The organism is Streptomyces sp. NPDC032745 (assembly GCF_055579465.1).
Window position 1 is genome coordinate 254,739 of record NZ_JBVING010000006.1, and the last position, 17,048, is coordinate 271,786.

Here is a 17,048-nt window from a genome sequence, read left to right on the forward strand (position 1 = left end):
CCGCGTTCCAGCAGCCGCACCGCGACCTAACTCATTGCAAGGGAGCACGCATGGCAACCCGCGCCGTCGCCCGTCGTCAGTCCAGGGGCAGCGCCCGCGCTGTGGGCGGGGAGATCGCCGACCGCGACCTGGTGGGCATGTACCTGGACGAGATCGCGCGTACCCCGCTGCTCGACGCGGCCAAGGAAGTGGAGCTCTCGCAGATCATCGAGGCGGGCGTGTACGCCCAGCAGATCCTCGACGGCGAGACGGAGCGCGAGGGCGAGGGCGAGACGCCGTCGCGCGAGGAGCTGGAAGCGCTGGCCGCCGAGGGAGAGCGTGCCAAGGAGATCTTCATCCGCTCCAACCTCCGCCTGGTCGTGGCCGTCGCCCGCCGCTACCCGCGCAGCGGACTGCCCCTGCTCGACCTGATCCAGGAGGGCAACGCGGGCCTGGTCCGCGCCGTCGAGAAGTTCGACTACGCCAAGGGCTTCAAGTTCTCCACGTACGCCACGTGGTGGATCCGCCAGGCCATCACCCGCTCCATCGCCGACCAGTCCCGCACCATCCGCCTCCCCGTCCACCTGGTCGAGGAGCTCGGCCGGATCCGCCGGATCCAGCGGGAGTTCAACCGGGAGAACGGCCGGGACCCGGACCACGCGGAGATCGCCGCCGAGCTGGACTCGACGGAGAAGCGCGTGGGCGACGTCCTGGACTGGGCGCGCGACCCGGTCAGCCTGAACATGTCCGTGGACGACGAGGGCGAGACCCAGTTCGGCGACCTCCTCGAGGACACCTCCGCGATCTCCCCGGAGCAGTCCGTCCTGTCGCTCCTGCGCAGCGAGGAGCTGGAGGACCTGCTGGGCAAGCTGGACCAGCGCACGGCGTCGATCATCAAGATGCGGTACGGCATCGACGACGGCCGCGAGCGGACCCTGACCGAGGTCGGCAAGCAGCACGGCCTCACGCGGGAGCGGATCCGCCAGATCGAGAAGCACGCGCTGCTCGAGCTGAAGCGCATGGCCCGCGACACGGGCTTCGACGCAGTGGCCTGACCCGGCCCGCGCGAAGCCCCCTCGAACGAGCCCTCGGCGTCTACCCCCCCAGACGCCGGGGGCTCCCTTTCTGCCCCTGCGGCGGCCGGCCCCTCCCGGCTACGTCGCCGTCGCCGAGGTCAGGCGGGCGGCCAGTGCGCGGGCCGCGGCCGCCAGGACGTCCGGGGCGTGGACCGTGAAGGGGATGCCGACCAGGGCCAGGCGGGCCGCCACCCACTCGGGGGAGTCCGCGCTCGAGAACCGCACCCGGCAGCCCCCGCCCACGGGCTCGGCATCGGCCCGCAGCCAGCCCGGCAACGCCTCCGCCGGGCCCGCGAACGACGCCTCCACCGTGTACGTCTCCCCGCCCCGCAGCCCGCGCCGTACGAACTCCGCCGCCTCCATCGGCAGCTCCCGCGGAGTGAACCGCGCGCCCGTCGCGAACGGCTCCGCCACCCGGTCCACCCGGAACGTCCGCCAGTCCTCCCGGTCCAGGTCGTACGCCACCAGGTACCACCGGCTCCCCGTGCTCACCAGCCGGTACGGCTCCACCAGCCGCCGCGAGTCCGCCCCGTCGCGCGCCCGGTACGCGAAGCGCAGCCGCTCCGGTCCCGCCACCGCCGACGCCATCGTGGTCAGCGTCCGCGGGTCCACGCTGGCCCCGTCCCCGCGGGTCACCGCGATCGTGGCCGACTGCAGCGCTCCCACCCGGTGCCGCAGCCGCCCCGGCAGGACCTGTTCCAGCTTCGCGAGGGCCCGTACGGACGCCTCCTCGACTCCCTCGATCGCATGCCCGGCACCCGCCCGCAGGCCGACCGCGATCGCCACGGCCTCCTCGTCGTCCAGCAGCAGCGGCGGCATCGCGGCCCCCGCCACCAGCCGGTAGCCGCCCTCCGCACCCAGCGTGGCCTCCACCGGGTACCCGAGCTCCCGCAGTCGTTCGATGTCGCGCCGGATCGTCCTCGCGCTCACCCGCAGCCGTTCCGCCAGCTCGCTCCCGGGCCATTCGCGCGGGGTCTGGAGCAGGGAGAGCAGGGTGAGCAGCCGTGCCGGGGTGTCCGTCATGGAATCCAGGTTGCCAGTCAAATAGGACACCAACTGACCTACATCCCGTCTAGGTTTCTCTCCATGAGCACCGAGACGTCCAAGACATCGCCCGAGAGAGAGAACGGGCCCGTACAAGAAGAGCGGAACGGCCCCGTCCAAGACGAAGCGGCCTCCAGCTCGCCCGCCGACCGCCGCCGCTGGCTGGCGCTCGCCATCGTGATGACCGCGGCCTTCATGGACCTGGTCGACGTCACGATCGTCAACATCGCGATACCCCGTATGCGCGAGGACTTCGGCGCCTCCACCAGCGCGATCCAGTGGATCACTGCCGGTTACGCGCTCGCCTTCGCCGCCGGCCTGATCACCGGCGGCCGTCTCGGTGACATCTACGGCCGCAAGCGCCTCTTCCTCCTCGGCATCGCCGGCTTCACCGCCGCCTCGCTGCTCTGCGGCATCGCCGCCAACCCCGACATGCTCGTCGCCTCCCGCATCCTGCAGGGCGGCATGGCGGCCATGATGGTCCCGCAGGTGCTGGCGATCATCCACGTCACCTTCCCGCCGCACGAGCGCGGCAAGGTCTTCGGCATGTTCGGCGCGATCGTCGGCCTCGGCGCCGTCTCCGGCCCGATGCTCGGCGCCCTGCTCACCGAGTGGAACCTCCTCGGTCTCGAATGGCGCCCGATCTTCCTGATCAACCTGCCGGTCGGCATCGCCGGTGTGATCCTGGGCCGCAAGTTCATCACCGAGTCCAAGGCCCCCAAGGCCCTGCGCCTCGACGTGGTCGGTGTCGTGCTGGCCACCCTCGCCCTGGTCATGCTGATCTTTCCCCTCACGCACGGCCGCGAGAACGACTGGCCGGCCTGGGGCTTCGTCTGCATGATCACCTCGCCCTTCGTCTTCGCGGCCTTCATCGCGTACGAGAAGTACAAGATCCGCAAGGACGGCTCCCCGCTGGTGGAGCTCTCCCTCTTCAAGGTCAAGAGCTTCGCGGGCGGCATCGCCGTCCAGCTGACCTTCGGCATCGCGACCGGCATCTTCTTCCTGGTCTGGACGATGTACATGCAGATGGGCCTCGGCTGGAGCGCCCTGAAGGCCGGCGCCACCGGCATCCCGTTCTCCCTCGCCGTCTCGGCCGCCGCGGGCATGTCCGTAGGGAAGCTCGTACCGCGCTTCGGCCGCAAGGTGCTCCAGGCGGGCGCGCTCATCATGGCCGCGGGCATCCTCCTCTACATCTGGGAGGCGCAGCGCTACGGCATGGAGATCGCCTCGTGGCAGATGGCCGCACCGCTCATCCTCATGGGCATCGGCATGGGGCTGATCGTCGCGCCGCTGAACGACACCGTGCTCTCCGAGGTGCCGCGCGAGCACGCCGGTTCCGCCTCGGGCCTGATCAACACCACGGGCCAGATGGGCAACGCGCTGGGCCTCGGCCTCACCTCCGTCGTCTTCTTCGGGCTGATGGACGACGACCGCGTCTTCGGTGCGCCGTACGTCGACGCCTTCCACGGTGCGCTGTGGTGGATCGTGGCCGTGATGCTCGTGATCTTCGCCGTGATGTTCGTGCTGCCGCGCAAGTCGGTCCCGCTGGAGCAGCGCGAGGGCGGCAGGCAGGCCGAGGCCGCGGCCGCTCCGGAGGCCGTCCCCGCCGGGTAGCCCGCGCCGTCCCCTGACGGGCATGTCCGCTTCTGTTGGCGGACATGCCCGTTTGCTTTGGTTTGCTGCGGAACGGGCGTACGGTAGGCGCGTGATCCGCAGAGGTCGTGCTCGTATGATCCTCACCGTCACCCCGAACCCCTCCCTCGACCGGACGTACGAGGTCCCCTCGCTGGACCGCGGCGCCGTGCTGCGTGCCACCGGCGACCGCGTCGACCCCGGAGGCAAGGGGGTCAACGTCTCCCGGGTGGTGGCCGCCGCGGGAATCCTCACGACGGCGGTCCTCCCGCTCGGCGGCGCCTCGGGCACGCTGATCGCCGAACTGCTGGGCGCACAGGGCGTGGACGTCACCGCGGTGACGGTCGCCGGTCAGACCCGGTCGAACATCTCGCTCGTCGAACCCGACGGCACCCTCACCAAGATCAACGCGCCCGGCCCCGAACTCACCGCCGAGGAATCAGGCCTCCTGCTGGAGAGCGTCCGCACCGCGGCCGGAGACCCGGCCTGGATCGCGGCCTGCGGCAGCCTCCCGCGCGGCCTGGCGCCCGAGTGGTACGCCGACCTGGTCGCCCGCGCCCGCGAGGCCGGCGCCAAGGTCGCGCTGGACACCTCGGGCCCGGCGTTGACCGCCGCACTGCAGGCCCGCCCGGACCTGATCAAGCCCAACGCCGCGGAGCTCGCCCGGGCGGTCGGCCGCCCGCTGGCCACCCTGGGCGAGGTCGCCCGGGCAGCCCAGGAGCTCCGCTCCCGGGGTGCGGGCGCGGTGCTCGCCTCGCTCGGCGCGGACGGCCAGCTCCTGGTGAGCGCCGAGGGCACCTTCCACGGCACCGCCCCCGTGGCCGCCGTACGCAGCGACGTCGGAGCGGGCGACGCCTCCCTGGCCGGCTTCCTGATCGCGGGCGGGACCGGCCCCGGGGCCCTCGCCTCGGCCCTGGCCCACGGCGCGGCCGCGGTCCGGCTCCCCGGCAGCGCCATGCCGGTCCCCGCGGACCTGCAGCCCGAGGCGGTCCGCGTCACCGAGAACCCGCCCCCGGACCTCCGCCTGTCCGCCCCCGCCACGCCGTGAGGCGGCGCTCCGGAACCGAGCCGTGAGGCGGCGCCGGAACAGCGTCATCTCACGCGCGCGCGGAGCTCCATCGCCCCGCGGGCGGCCGCCTCGTTCTCGTACACCTCGCACATGTGCCGCCCGTCCGGCGTCGCCGTGTGCTCGACCTCCCACAGGCTGACCTCGCTCCCGTCCAGCAGCACGAACGAGTGCTCGTACAGGCTGAATCCGGCGCCCCGCCCGTCCGCCCTGCACGGCCGGGTGCCGAACGCCTGGGTGATCTGGTGCGCGTACGCCGATCTCAGCAGCAGCGCCGTCCGCTCGCCCGGCCGGTCCGGGTTCTCCGCGCGCCGCAGCACCCTGCGGGCATGGTCGGCGGACTCCTCCACCGCGTACTCCCGGTGCCGGTGCGCCGGCTCCCCGGCCGCGAACAGCGCGCTCAGCACCGCCACGTCGGTGTCCGGTTCCTCCTCGGCGGCGGCGAACGCCGGGTCGAGCTCCGGGTCGAAGGCGGCTTCCGCCGGGGCGTCGCCGAACAGCCGGGCCACGGCAAGGCAGGTCTCCGCCTTGCTCACGAAGACCTCGTGCCGGATCGTCCGGTCGCCCTCCAGCCGGTACACCAGCTCCCACAGGGACGCCGAACCGCCGTCGGACAGCAGGTACGTGTGCCGGTGGGTCTCCCGCCAGCGCCCCGCCGCCGGGCTGTGGTGGGTGGTGTAGAGGGAAGAGCTGTGGGCGAGCGCCGTGCCGAGGCGCTCGACCAACCGGTCCGGCAGGTCGAAGGAGTTGAGGGCGCGGCCCAGGAGTCGCTCGAGGTGCGCCTCGGTTGTCTCGTACGGATCGCTCAAGGTGGGTCTCCAGGCCGTCGCAGCTTGTGACTTCGCGGAAGCTCAACGTAGCCCCTGGCTCTGACATCCCGTCCGGGGTTCGGTAAAACGTCCGGGAAGCATCACGGGTTCCCCCACCCCTTCAGGTCAACTTGGGCATGGATGCGCATGGTTCGCCCGGGTCTGTGGCGGAGCGGGGGAACATGGGCCGTATGGCAACGAAAACAGTGGGCCTTCCCCGTCAGCAGGAGCGGCCCCACAGTCGACACGAGGACGAACCGGCCGCCACCCCACGGGCGTTGGCCTGGCTGCTGGTGCTGACCGGGGCCGCCGGGGTGCTGGCCTCCTGGGTGATCACCCTCGACAAGTTCCTGCTGCTGGAGGACCCGGACTTCAAGCCCGCCTGCAGCCTCAACCCCGTGGTCTCCTGCGGCAGCGTCATGAAGAGCGACCAGGCGGCGGCCTTCGGTTTCCCCAACCCCCTGCTGGGACTGGTCGCCTACGGGGCCGTCGTGTGCGTCGGCGCGGGCCTGCTGGCCGGCGCCCGCTACCGCGGCTGGTTCTGGCTGGGACTGAACGCCGGCACCGTCTTCGGAGTCGGCTTCTGCAGCTGGCTGATGGTGCAGTCCCTGTACGAGATCAACGCGCTCTGCCTGTGGTGCTGTCTGACCTGGGTGGCCACCCTGCTGATGTTCTGGGCGGTCACCGCGTACAACGTCCGCACCCGTGCACTGCCCGCGCCGGGCCCGGTGCGGACCCTCCTCACCGAGTTCGGCTGGGCCCCGCCCGCCCTGCACATCGGCGTGATCGGGATGCTGATCCTCACCAGGTGGTGGGAGTTCTGGACCGGGTGACGGCCCGGCACGCGCAAGGGCCCCGGCAGCTGGAGGCTGCCGGGGCCCTCGTTACATCGCTCCACGGGCGGGGTGGGCCCGGACTGCAAAAGTCAGGGGAGCGGAGATCAGCTGCCGAGCGAGCCGTTGCCCGAGAGGATCGGGATGTTGTCCAGGATGTGCGAGAGGGCCTCGTCGCCCTTGGCCTGGGTGGAGTTCTCGGTGCACTGCTGGTTCTGCGGGTTGGACAGGACGTTGATGTCCTGGACGTTCGCCGTGACGGCGCCGGCCAGACCCTGCGCGTTCAGCTTTACCGGCAGAGCGATGCAGGGCTTGTTGAGCGTGCCCTGCACCACGCTGAGCTGCGGGCTCAGGTCGCCTTCGGTCTTCTGGTTGCCGTAGATCTGCGAAGCACCATTGCCGTTGATGGTGGTGATCCCGTTGTCGTTGCCGATGGCCATGGCCGGGGCCGCAACAGCAGCGCCCGCGCCGACGGCGGCGGCGGTGACCGCGGCAGCAGTCATGATCTTCTTGAGCATCATTGGTCCTTTTGTCGCACGAGTGCCCGCTAGTGGAGCGCCCTGGTCAACTGCCCTGCCAGGGGCTTGGTTCCGCTGCTTCACTCGAACGGCCCGCTCGGCCCGAAGTTTTCCCCGCGCCGGGTGATCCTCCTGCGGACGCGTGCGCGAAGCCCGTACGAAGCCCCCAGAGTCGACCGGGCCCCTTCAAGATCCGGTTGCGCTCCGTGCAGGGTGTTCGCACGGTGGGTAAGGAAGTGGATCGCTCGGGTCCGCTTCTGTGCGACCACCGAAGGAACCCCTATGCACCGCACGAAGCCGTTCCGTAACCGCGCACTCGTACCGACGGCCCTCGCCCTCGCCATACTCTCGGGCGCGGTCGCCCCCGCGGGCGCCGCGGACGGCGACACGGCAGCCGCCGCCAGGAAACGAGTGGCGGCCGCCCAGCAGCAGATCGACCGCCGCGTGGCGGCGGCCGGCCCGATCGACGACCTCCTCGCCGGGATCACCACCACCCTCGACGGACTCCTCAAGTCCCTCCAGACCCTCCTGCCCGGGGTGACGCTCCCGCCGATCAAGCTGCCGACGCTGCCGAGCCTGCCGGCGATCCCGGCGCTGCCCATCCCCTCCATCCCCTCCATCCCTGAGATTCCCGAGATCCCTGAACTCCCCGAGATCCCCGAGATTCCGGAGATCCCCGAGATCCCCGAGATCCCTGAACTCCCCGTCTCCAAGCCGGCGGCACCCGTCTCGAAGCCCGCGGCACCCGTGTCCAAGCCGGCGCTCCCCGTGCCCGCCGTCCCGGCGAGGCCGGCACCGGCCAACCCGGTCCTGACGCCGGTGGAGATCGTGCCGGAGGGCCCTGGCCTCCCGTAGCGGGGAGGCGGATGACACAGGACGGCCGGAAAACCGCGCATGATTACGACTAATGAGCTGAACAGGTCTGATTGCGCGCGAGGCCGTGTCGTCTGGGAGGCTGGACCGTTTCGCTTGGTGTGAGCCCCGCTTCGGGGCAGAACATCGAACAGAAGGTGCACTTCCCATGAACTCTGCCAAGAAGGCCGCCCTGGTCCTGGCCTCCGCCGGTCTCGCTGCGGCCGGTGCCGCCGGCTCCGCAATGGCCGACGCGTCGGCCGAGGGTGCGGCCGTGGGCTCCCCCGGTGTCCTCTCGGGCAACCTGGCCCAGGTCCCGGTTCACGTTCCGATCAACGTCTGCGGCAACACCGTGAACATCATCGCGGCGCTGAACCCGACGTTCGGCAACGTCTGCGTCAACGCCTGACGTCAGTCGGCACACCCGACTGTGGGCGCCACCGGCCTCGCCGGTGGCGCCCACAGTGGTTTCTTGCCGGGACGGGTGACTCGACCGGCTCAGTGCGCCCCGCCGTTGAGCTGTACGCCGCCGAGGAGCGGAGACGCCTTGGTGACCCCGTTCGCCACGCCGAGCACCTCGCCCGGCGCATTGTTGCGGATCTTGTTGACGCCCTGCGCGGTGTCCACGACCTTGTTGACGGTCTCGCCCTGCTCGGCCAACCCGTTGCCCAGGGTCTGCGGGAGCGACTCGGTGACCGGGGCGAGGGAGTTGACGGCCTCGGTGGCCCCGCCCGTCAGGCTCGTGGGGGGCATCGCGGCCGGGGTTCCGGCGGCGAAGGCGGGAGCAGCGGCGCCGAGCGCGGCAACGGAGCCGGCGATGACCGCGGCGACCTTCGTGAGCTTCATTATCGAAATCCTCTTCTTTCGTGGACAGAGGCGTCAGTGGCGACCGTCGCGCCGCTTTCGCCCTGGGTAACGATTCCCCGCCGCTCCGGAAACGCGTACGGCAACGGCCGGAGAACCCGTCAGGGGATTCTCCGGCCGATATTTCTTCTGATTACCGGTATTGCCGGTCAGGCGATACGGGACCTCCGGTACAGAATGGCGCCGCCCAGGATCAGCGCCGAGGCGAGGGCCGCCGCGGCGGCCGGCTGACCCGCGCCGGTCTCGGCGAGCGACGGCGCCGACACGTGGGCCGGGGCGGGCGCGGGGACGGGCGCGGCCGGGACCGGGACCGGGGCCGCGGGTACGGGTGCCGGCGTCAGGTGGACGGGGGTGTCGCCGGCGGGGGTGGCCGGTGGCTGGTCGGCGGGACGGACGGCCTCGGGAGCGGGTGCCGGGGCCGGGTGCTCCACGAACTGGCTGCCGTGCGGCGGGGCGGGGGCGGGCGCCTCCTCGGCGACGGGAGCGGGGGCCGGAAGCGGCCGGGGCGCCTCCGCGACCGGAGCCGGCGCGGGCAGCGTCACGGGCGTCTCCGCGACCGGGGCCGGGAGGGTCACCGGGGCGGGGACCGGAGCCGGCGCGGGCTGCGGCGGCGCGGGCGTGTGCGCCGCGGGAGCCTCGGGGACCGGGGCGGGCTTCGGAGCCGGGTGCTCCGCCTCCGGCTTCGGCTGCGGCTTCGGGTGGGGCCGCGGCTGCGGCCGCTCGGGCGCCGGGGGAGCGTGGTGGGCCGCCGGTGCGGGGGCCGGGAGGGCGTGCGGGTGGTCGTCGCACTCCTCCTGGTCCGGGCCGCCGTGGCCGCGCGGTCCGCCGCGGTCGCGGTCGCCCTCGTCACCCGAGCCGCCGTAGCCGCCCTCGTCGTGCGACTCCTCGGACCGGGGTGCCGCGTGCCGCGGCGCCTGCCGACGGGACTCCTCGTGACGGGGCTCCTCGCGGCGCTGCTCCGGCAGCGCGTGCCGGCCGCCCTGGTGCTCCTCGAGGTAGCGCTCGAAGGCCTCGGCGTGCTCGGGGCTGAGGTAGCGCCCGTACTCGTGGTCGGCGTGGTGGGTGTCCGAACCGGTCGTGGTGGCGCAGGTGTTCCCCATCGAGGGGTTGAGCGCCGCTCCGCCGTCCACACTGTTGCCGCACACGTTCGGCGAGAGGGTGATCGGTACCGAGACGCTGTTGCCGGACAGCACGCCCGGCGAATGCGAGGCCTCGGCCATCGCCCCCGGGTGCGCGTAGGCCGCGCCGGTCGCGATCGACAGCAGGCTCGAGGCGGCCGCCGCCGTGAGCATCCCCTTGCCCAGTACCTGTCGGCTCAGTACCTGTCGCATGGGTCCTTCCCTGTCTACCGGCGCTTCCGCCGGTGCTGAATCGAAGGTGGCCTCGGAGTGCACCGCCGTGCACTCCGAGGCCACCCCGAGGAGGTTTGCCCTTGCGGGCAGGCGCTTCGTCAGGCGTTGATGCAGTGGTTGCCGAACGCGGGGTTCAGCAGCGCGATGACGTTTACGGTGTTGCCGCAGAGGTTGACCGGGACGTGGACCGGCACCTGGACGAGGTTGCCGGACAGAACGCCGGGGGAGCCGATGGCCTTGCCGTCAGCGACCGCGTCGGCCATGGCGGGCGAGGCGGCACCAGCGGCCATCAGAACGCCGGCGGCCAGCACCACTGCCTTCTTGTACGTCATTTGATTTCTATCCTTCCCGCAGAGGCGTGTCCACTGCAGAAATATCAACGAGTCGGTCGGGGAAAAGAAACCGCAGATTTGGCGGGCGGCTCCGCAATTCATCCCAACGCGCGCCGGTCGGAATTCGCGGCGAATTTGTGCGCTATTTGCGGTGCCGGCAAGCGGTGAGGCCGCCGCGACCCGGACGGGGTGCGGCGGCCTCACTGGCGCGCGGGGTGCGATCAGCTGTGGGCGGAGAGGTTGCCCGACAGGATCGGGATGTTGTCCAGGATGTGCGAGAGGGCCTCGTCGCCCTTGGCCTGGGTGGAGTTCTCGGTGCACTGCTGGTTCTGCGGGTTCGACAGGACGTTGACGTCCTGGATGCTGATCGGGACGGCGCCGAGCAGGCCCTGGACATTGGCCTTCGCCGGGAGGGCGATGCAGGGCTTGTTGAAGGAGCCCTGGATGAGCGCCATCTGCGGGCTCATGTTCCCGTACGTGGCCTGGTTGCCGTAGATCTGCGAGGCGCCGTTGCCGTTCACGGTGTTGACGCCGTTGTCGTTGCCGATGGCCATCGCCTGCGGGGCCATGGCGGCACCGATGCCCACGACCGAGGCTGCAGCAGCCGCAGTGGCCATCATCTTCTTGATCATTGTCATCCCTTTTTTGCAGGATTGCCCGGTAGTGGAGCACCCAGACCAACGGCCGGGCCCCGTGTCGGGTTGCGTGGATTCACCCGGATGCCGCCGTTTGCGGCGGCGCTGTTGACGATCCCGCTGACGGTCAGGTGTTGACGCAGTGGTTGCCGAACGCGGGGTTCAGCAGCGCGATGACGTTCACGGTGTTGCCGCAGAGGTTCACGGGGACGTTGACCGGGACCTGGACCAGGTTGCCGCTCAGCACGCCGGGGGACCCCGCCGCGACGCCCTCCGCCGAGCTGTCCGCGGAGGCGAGGCCAGCGCCGCCCGCCAGGACCGCAGCGCTCGCGACCGCCATCGTGGCGCCGCGCATCAGCCTCTTCTTCATCTCCGTTTTTCCTTTCGGTTCGAACAGTGGTCCAACCGGATAACGACCCGCCGACTGCGAGGGTGCGTGTTATCGCCCAAAAGGCCGTACGGGCGAGTCCGGCGTGATTTCCCGCCCGACTTCTGACAAAGTTCACTCCTGTTTTGTCCCCTTGATCGAAAATGGAGACAGGGTCATGGGTTCGTCCCGCAGAATCCTCGGCACGTTCGGTCTGCTGTCCTGCCTCGCACTTTCGGCGAACGCCCCCGCCGCGGCCTCGGCTGCCGCCGCCCCGCCGGGCCCCGCGGCACCCGCCGTGAGGGAGATGCCCAAGGTTCCGTTCACCCAGCGTTACCAGGCCGTCCAGCGCGGCGGGCTGGTCCGGGCCTCCAACTCCTCCATCGCCTGCCGCTGGGGGGAGGCGCCGGACGCCGAGCCGTGCGCCGAGGTCAAGCACGGAGCGGCCGGGGTCAACGGCGATTTCGACATGTTCTACAGCGAGGTCGACAAGGATCCGGACACCTACAACTCCACCCGGGCCGAACTCAAGGTCCCGCAGGACGCGAAGGTCTCGTACGCCCGCCTGTACTGGGGCGGGAACCTGCGGGTGGGTGAGCAGAAGCCGCCGCAGGACAACGGCCGGGTGCTGGTCGCGGAGCCGGGCGGGGCGTACAAGGAGGTCCTCGCCGACACCGTGATCGGCCACAGCACGGACGCGGGCAGCGATGCCTACCAGGCCTCGGCCGACGTCACCCCGCTGGTCCGCAAGGGTGGCGCCGGGATGTGGACGGTCGCCCAGCTGAACATCGCGATGGGCAACTCCGAGGTGGGTGCCTGGGGCGGCTGGACGCTGGTCGTGGCCTACGAGCACCCGCAGGAGCCGGTACGCCGGATCTCGCTGTGGGACGGCTTCGAGTCGCTCGCCGCGGGTGCGGGCGAGGCGGCCGGCGAGACGGTCGAGATCGCCGGCCTGGACGTGGCCGCCGGGTCCGCGGGGCGGGCCGGGGTCGTCGCGTACGACGGGGACCGCGGGACCCTCGGGGACTCACTCACGGTGACCGCCGACAGTGGCCGCCGGGTCAACGTCAGCGATGCAGAAAATCCTTTTAATGATGTTATGAATTCCACGATCACGGAATTCGGCCGCCACTCTTTCGTGCGACAGCCCGAACATATGAATAATCTCGGATATGACGCGGACGTGTTCGATCTGAGTCCCGCCCTGTCCGGTGGTGCCCGCAGCCTGAGCTTCAGGTTCACGGGCGAAAGCCAGGGTCAATTCCTCGGCGTGCTCTTCGTTCAGACAGACGCGCGCCGCTGAACGTAGGAGACCGCTCCGCGTGCCGAAACAGCCTCCCCCTGCGCAGTCCTCACCTGCGCAGGTCCCGAATCCCCGCCCCCTTTCCGTCCTGCATCTCGTCCAGCCCGTCGACGGCGGTGTCGCCCGTGTCGTCGTCGACCTCGTCCGCGCCCAGACGGCCGCCGGCCTGCGGACGGCCGTCGGCTGCCCGCGCGGCGGACAGCTCGCCGACGCCGCCCGCGCCGCCGGGGCCGAGGTGCTCACCTGGCGCGCCGGGCGGGCTCCCGGGCCTGACCTGCCCGCCGAAGTGCTCGGCGCCCGGCGGGTGATCGGCCGGATCCGGCCCGACGTCCTGCACGCCCACAGCGCCAAGGCGGGCCTCGCCGGGCGGCTCGCCGTGCGCGGGGCCGTGCCCACCGTCTTCCAGCCGCACGCCTGGTCCTTCGACGCCGTCGGCGGGGCCACCGCCGCGCTCGCCCTGCGCTGGGAGCGGTTCGGGGCCCGTTGGGCCGACCGGGTGCTCTGCGTCAGCGAGGCCGAACGCCGGGCCGGTGAGGCCGAGGGGATCGCCGCCCACTGGTCGGTGATCCGCAACGGCGTGGACCTCGACCACTTCCGCCCCGGCGGCCCCGACCGGGCCGCCGACCGGGCCCGGGCGCGTACCGAACTCCCGTTGCCCACCGCCTTCCTGGGGGACGGGCCGCTCGCCGTCTGCGTGGGCCGGCTCTGCCAGCAGAAGGGCCAGGACATCCTGCTCCGGGCCTGGCGGGAGGTGCTCGGCAACCTCCCCGAAGCCCGTCTCGCGCTCGTCGGCGACGGCCCCGACACCGAGCGGCTGCGCCGCACGGCCCCGCCCGGAGTGCTCTTCGCGGGGGCCGCCTCCGACATCCGACCGTGGCTTCGGGCCGCCGATCTCGTTGTACTGCCGTCGCGGTGGGAGGGCATGGCGCTCGCCCCGCTCGAAGCCATGGCCTGCGGCCGACCGGTCCTGGTCTCCGACGTCAGCGGTGCCCGGGAGAGCCTGCCGCCCGGCCAGGGACGGCTCTGCCTGGTACCGCCGGAGGATCCGACGGCGCTGGCCAAGGCCCTGGGACGGCTGCTCGCAGAACCGCGGCTGCTCGCCGAACTCGGGGAGCGGGCCGGGCAGCACGCCCGGACCGACTTCGACGTGCGGCGGACCACGGACGCGGTCACCGGTCTGTACCACGAACTGCTGGGCAGGCCCCGGCCCTTGAACCAGGAGCGCATCAGCCGATGACGATGGACAGCGCACCCGCCCGGCACACCGGGCAGGGCGGCACGGGGCCCGCCGGCGGCACCGCCGGCACCGCAGCCGTCCGACGGTCCGTGACCGCCATCCACCCCCCACGCCGGCCCACGGCCGACCCGGCCCGGCCCCTGGCGCGGCCGCACCGGATCCGGCGCCGCGACGGGGTCCTCCCGCTGCTGGCCGCCGATGCGCTGGCCGCCGTACTCACCACGACGGCCCTGGCCCGGCCCGGGGCGGCGCTGCCTGCCGAGGCGGCCGCCCCGATCGCCGTGCTGGCCGCCGCACTGCACGCGCAGGCCGGGCTGTACCGGCCGCGGCTCGCGCCCTCCGCCCTGCTCGAACTGCCCGCGCTGGCCGGGCGGGCCGCCGTGCTGTGGTGCGGGGCCGCCGCGGTCGTGGCCGCCGCGGCACCGGGCCAGGCACTGGGCTGGTCCGCCCTGCTGAGCGCCGTCTGCCTGCAGATCCTCCTGACGTTCACGGGCCGCGGGTTCGTCAACCAGCTCCGCCGCCGCTCCGCCCGCCTCCGCCCCGCCTCCGCCCTCGTCGTCGGACCCGGCGCCGGGGCGAGTGCGGTCGCCGCGGCCCTGCACGGGCGCCCCGAGTACGGGCTGCGGCCCGTCGGGCTCGCCGACACCGGCGCCGCCGAGGAGGACGGCGGCAGTGTGCCGGTGCTCGCCACCCACGAGGACATCCGGCGCGCGGTCATCCAGAACTCGGTCCGGCACGCGGTGTTCACCCGCCCGCCGGAGGCCGACGAGCGCACCGCCTCCCTCGTCCGGCTCTTCCACGACCACGGCTGCCGGCTCTGGCTCGCCGACCCGGCCGGCACCGCCAAGGTGACCGGCATGCGGGTGGCGCAGCCCGCCGACCAGCTGTGGGGGTACGCCGTACAGCCGCTGCTGCCCCGCCCGTCCCGGCCGGTGGAGCGCTGGGTGAAGCGGGCCGTCGACGGGCTGCTGGCCGCGATCGCGCTGATCGCGGCCGCGCCGGTGATGGGCCTGTGCGCGCTCGCCGTACGGGTCTCCGACGGGCCCGGGGTGATCTTCCGGCAGGAGCGGGTCGGCCTGTACGGGCGCCCCTTCACGCTGCTGAAGTTCCGTACCCTGCGCGCCGACGAGCACGAGTCCGCCACTCGGTGGACGGTCGCGGGCGACCACCGGATGAGCCCCATCGGCTCCTTCCTGCGCAAGTCCTCGCTCGACGAGCTGCCGCAGCTGTGGAACGTCGTACGGGGTGACATGAGCCTGGTCGGACCGCGGCCGGAACGGCCCTTCTTCGTCGCGAAGTTCGCCGCCGTGCACCCCGGCTACGAGGCCCGGCACCGGATGCCCGTCGGCATCACGGGGCTCGCCCAGATCAACGGCCTGCGCGGGGACACCTCCATCGAGGACCGGGCCCGCTTCGACAACCACTACATCGACACCTGGTCGCTGTGGCAGGACCTGTGGATCCTCGCCCGCACCGCGGCCTCCTTCTTCCGCTTCCGGCTGGGGGGCAGCTGATGAGCCTCGCCCTGTCCCCGGTCGGGTACCGGTCCGACGCGGCGGGGCTGCTGCGGCGGCACTGGCCGCTGCTGCCGCTCGCCGCGACCGTCCTGCTGCTCCTCGCCCCGATCGCGGCGGGCGACGCGAGCACCTCCGGCAAGGTCGGCCCGGCCGATGCCGCCTCGCTGCTGCTGGTGTTCGTGTGCGCGGTGCAGGCGCTGCGCGGGCGGGTGCGCGAGCTGAGCCCGCTGGGCGTGCTGGTGCTGGGCGTGCCCGCCGTGGGACTGGCCGTCGCGACCGCGACCGCCGGGGACCCGTACGTGGCGCTGCCCGGCTTCGTGCGCTACCTCCAGGTGTTCGTGCTGGTCCCGGCGGCGATCGTGCTGCTGGTGCGCGACGCCGGGGAGTTCCGGCTGGCCGCCGGGTGCTTCGTGGTGCTGGCGCTGGTGCAGGGCGCGGTGGGGGTCGTGCAGTACGCGACCCACACCGGGGCCTCGTACCAGGGCGAGAACGTGCGGGCCGTCGGCACCTTCGGCCCCGGCGACGTCATGGGCATGGCCACGGTGGTGGCGTACGGGCTGGTCGTGGCGACCGCCGCGGCGCTGGCTCCGGGACTGCCGCGCCGGGTACGGCAGATGGCGGGCGGCGCGGCCCTGGTACTGGTGGTGCCGCTGGTGCTGTCGTTCAGCCGGGGCGCCTGGATCGCCACCGCCGGCGCGGCGGTGCTGGTGATGCTGCTGGCCGGGATCCGGCGGGCCCTGAAGGTGCTCCTCGCGCTGGCCGCGGCCGGTGTGGTCCTGGTGGGCGGGCTCGGGGTCGGCTCCGAGATGGTCGTGGAGCGGCTGACCTCGATCACGCAGGTCTCCAGCGCCCCCGACCAGTCGGTGACCGACCGCTACACGATGTGGGCCGCCGCCGAGTCGATGTGGCGCGAGCGGCCGGCCGTCGGGGTGGGCCTCAAGGGCTTCCCGGCCAACCGGGACGGGCACTCCTCGCTGGGGCTGTCCTCCGGCAGTGACACCGCCGGCGCGGGGCAGGCGTACATCCGTCAGCCGCTGCTCTCCCCGCACAACATGTACCTGCTGGTGCTGAGCGAGCAGGGCCTGGTCGGGCTGACCGCGCTGGCGGGGGGCTGGGCGGCGCTGCTGGTCGCGGGACTGCGGCGGTGCGCCACGGGCGGTTCCGGGCTCCAGGACTGCGGGCTGATCGCGATCGGGCTGTTCGTCTGGCAGCTCACCGACTTCCTGTACGCGGACATCGGCGGGCCGTCCACGGTCCTGACCGGGGTGATCATCGGCCTGGCGGCCTGGTGGGCCCTGCCGTCGCCCTCCGGGGACGACGCGGTTCCCGGCGGCCCCGGCCGGCCGGGCGCACGCACGGCCTTCGGCGCGGGCCGAGGTCCGGGCGAGGCCGCTGCCGCGGGAGGGCGCACCGGCTTCGCGGCCGCACTGCGCACCGTTCCGGGTGCGGACGGCCGGTGACCGATACGACGCCCTGGCGGCCCGCTTCCGGCCCCCCGGCCGGGGCGGGCCCCGCCCGCGTCCCGGGCACGCCGGCCCCGGCGTCCCCCGCAGCCCCGCACGGCTCCGCCGGACCCCGGCCCCCGGCCGGCTACCCGGACGGGGCCGGGGCCTGCGCAGAGCGCGGTGTCCG

The 17,048-nt window shown here is 72.5% G+C and carries 18 protein-coding genes; 10 read left to right on the forward strand and 8 right to left on the reverse strand.

Translation table 11 applies throughout. The annotated features are described in order from the left end of the window. The first annotated feature begins 50 nt into the window (after positions 1–50). Positions 51–1,034 carry a sigma-70 family RNA polymerase sigma factor gene (locus ACZ5WG_RS18205; RefSeq protein WP_468724255.1) on the forward strand — a complete coding sequence of 328 codons (984 nt, stop codon included), beginning with the start codon at positions 51–53 and terminating at the stop codon, positions 1,032–1,034. A gap of 99 nt (positions 1,035–1,133) precedes the next feature. On the opposite strand, the gene ACZ5WG_RS18210 is transcribed toward ACZ5WG_RS18205, so the two are convergent. Then, positions 1,134–2,078 carry a helix-turn-helix transcriptional regulator gene (locus tag ACZ5WG_RS18210; protein WP_468724256.1) on the reverse strand — a complete coding sequence of 315 codons (945 nt, stop codon included), beginning with the start codon at positions 2,076–2,078 and terminating at the stop codon, positions 1,134–1,136. 63 nt (positions 2,079–2,141) lie between these two features. Between ACZ5WG_RS18210 and ACZ5WG_RS18215 the strand changes: the two genes are divergently transcribed. Both ACZ5WG_RS18215 and pfkB read left to right on the forward strand, forming a co-directional pair. Then, a complete protein-coding gene (locus ACZ5WG_RS18215; protein ID WP_468724257.1) occupies positions 2,142–3,713 on the forward strand; it encodes an MFS transporter in 1,572 nt (523 codons plus the stop codon). A gap of 115 nt (positions 3,714–3,828) precedes the next feature. Further along, entirely contained in the window at positions 3,829–4,779 is a 951-nt protein-coding gene (gene pfkB / locus ACZ5WG_RS18220; protein WP_468724259.1) for a 1-phosphofructokinase, read from the forward strand. A gap of 44 nt (positions 4,780–4,823) precedes the next feature. On the opposite strand, the gene ACZ5WG_RS18225 is transcribed toward pfkB, so the two are convergent. Next, positions 4,824–5,606, reverse strand: coding sequence for a DUF6227 family protein (locus ACZ5WG_RS18225; RefSeq protein WP_468724261.1), 783 nt, complete (start codon positions 5,604–5,606; stop codon positions 4,824–4,826). A 191-nt stretch (positions 5,607–5,797) separates the two neighbouring features. Between ACZ5WG_RS18225 and ACZ5WG_RS18230 the strand changes: the two genes are divergently transcribed. Beyond that, positions 5,798–6,439, forward strand: a complete 642-nt coding sequence (locus tag ACZ5WG_RS18230) for a vitamin K epoxide reductase family protein (protein WP_468724262.1) — start codon at positions 5,798–5,800, stop codon at positions 6,437–6,439. Positions 6,440–6,546: 107 nt separating this feature from the next. On the opposite strand, the gene ACZ5WG_RS18235 is transcribed toward ACZ5WG_RS18230, so the two are convergent. Next, a complete protein-coding gene (locus ACZ5WG_RS18235; RefSeq protein ID WP_468724547.1) occupies positions 6,547–6,957 on the reverse strand; it encodes a rodlin in 411 nt (136 codons plus the stop codon). Between the two features lie 282 nt (positions 6,958–7,239). On the opposite strand from ACZ5WG_RS18235, the gene ACZ5WG_RS18240 reads away from it, so the two are divergent. Together ACZ5WG_RS18240 and ACZ5WG_RS18245 are read left to right on the forward strand one after the other, a co-directional pair. Then, positions 7,240–7,812 carry a hypothetical protein gene (locus ACZ5WG_RS18240; protein ID WP_468724263.1) on the forward strand — a complete coding sequence of 191 codons (573 nt, stop codon included), beginning with the start codon at positions 7,240–7,242 and terminating at the stop codon, positions 7,810–7,812. Between the two features lie 166 nt (positions 7,813–7,978). Beyond that, positions 7,979–8,218 (forward strand): chaplin, encoded by a 240-nt coding sequence (locus ACZ5WG_RS18245; protein ID WP_468724264.1) that lies wholly within the window; start codon positions 7,979–7,981, stop codon positions 8,216–8,218. Between the two features lie 89 nt (positions 8,219–8,307). On the opposite strand, the gene ACZ5WG_RS18250 is transcribed toward ACZ5WG_RS18245, so the two are convergent. The 5 genes from ACZ5WG_RS18250 to ACZ5WG_RS18270 form a co-directional block, all read right to left on the reverse strand. After that, complete coding sequence (locus ACZ5WG_RS18250; protein ID WP_468724265.1) at positions 8,308–8,655, reverse strand: hypothetical protein; 348 nt, start codon at positions 8,653–8,655, stop codon at positions 8,308–8,310. A 167-nt stretch (positions 8,656–8,822) separates the two neighbouring features. Then, entirely contained in the window at positions 8,823–10,004 is a 1,182-nt protein-coding gene (locus tag ACZ5WG_RS18255) for a chaplin (protein WP_468724267.1), read from the reverse strand. Between the two features lie 119 nt (positions 10,005–10,123). Beyond that, positions 10,124–10,357 (reverse strand): chaplin, encoded by a 234-nt coding sequence (locus ACZ5WG_RS18260; protein WP_468724269.1) that lies wholly within the window; start codon positions 10,355–10,357, stop codon positions 10,124–10,126. A gap of 221 nt (positions 10,358–10,578) precedes the next feature. After that, positions 10,579–10,989, reverse strand: a complete 411-nt coding sequence (locus ACZ5WG_RS18265; RefSeq protein WP_468724270.1) for a rodlin — start codon at positions 10,987–10,989, stop codon at positions 10,579–10,581. 130 nt (positions 10,990–11,119) lie between these two features. Further along, positions 11,120–11,362, reverse strand: a complete 243-nt coding sequence (locus ACZ5WG_RS18270; protein ID WP_468724271.1) for a chaplin — start codon at positions 11,360–11,362, stop codon at positions 11,120–11,122. Between the two features lie 175 nt (positions 11,363–11,537). On the opposite strand from ACZ5WG_RS18270, the gene ACZ5WG_RS18275 reads away from it, so the two are divergent. The 4 genes from ACZ5WG_RS18275 to ACZ5WG_RS18290 are packed head-to-tail and all read left to right on the forward strand — an operon-like array spanning position 11,538 to position 16,876. Beyond that, positions 11,538–12,662, forward strand: coding sequence for a DUF3344 domain-containing protein (locus ACZ5WG_RS18275; RefSeq protein WP_468724273.1), 1,125 nt, complete (start codon positions 11,538–11,540; stop codon positions 12,660–12,662). Between the two features lie 19 nt (positions 12,663–12,681). After that, positions 12,682–13,899, forward strand: a complete 1,218-nt coding sequence (locus ACZ5WG_RS18280) for a glycosyltransferase (protein WP_468724275.1) — start codon at positions 12,682–12,684, stop codon at positions 13,897–13,899. After that, a complete protein-coding gene (locus ACZ5WG_RS18285; protein ID WP_468724277.1) occupies positions 13,896–15,413 on the forward strand; it encodes an exopolysaccharide biosynthesis polyprenyl glycosylphosphotransferase in 1,518 nt (505 codons plus the stop codon). Before ACZ5WG_RS18280 ends, ACZ5WG_RS18285 begins: the two co-directional genes overlap by 4 nt. Further along, positions 15,413–16,876 carry an O-antigen ligase family protein gene (locus tag ACZ5WG_RS18290; protein ID WP_468724279.1) on the forward strand — a complete coding sequence of 488 codons (1,464 nt, stop codon included), beginning with the start codon at positions 15,413–15,415 and terminating at the stop codon, positions 16,874–16,876. Before ACZ5WG_RS18285 ends, ACZ5WG_RS18290 begins: the two co-directional genes overlap by 1 nt. Positions 16,877–17,048: the final 172 nt, after the last annotated feature.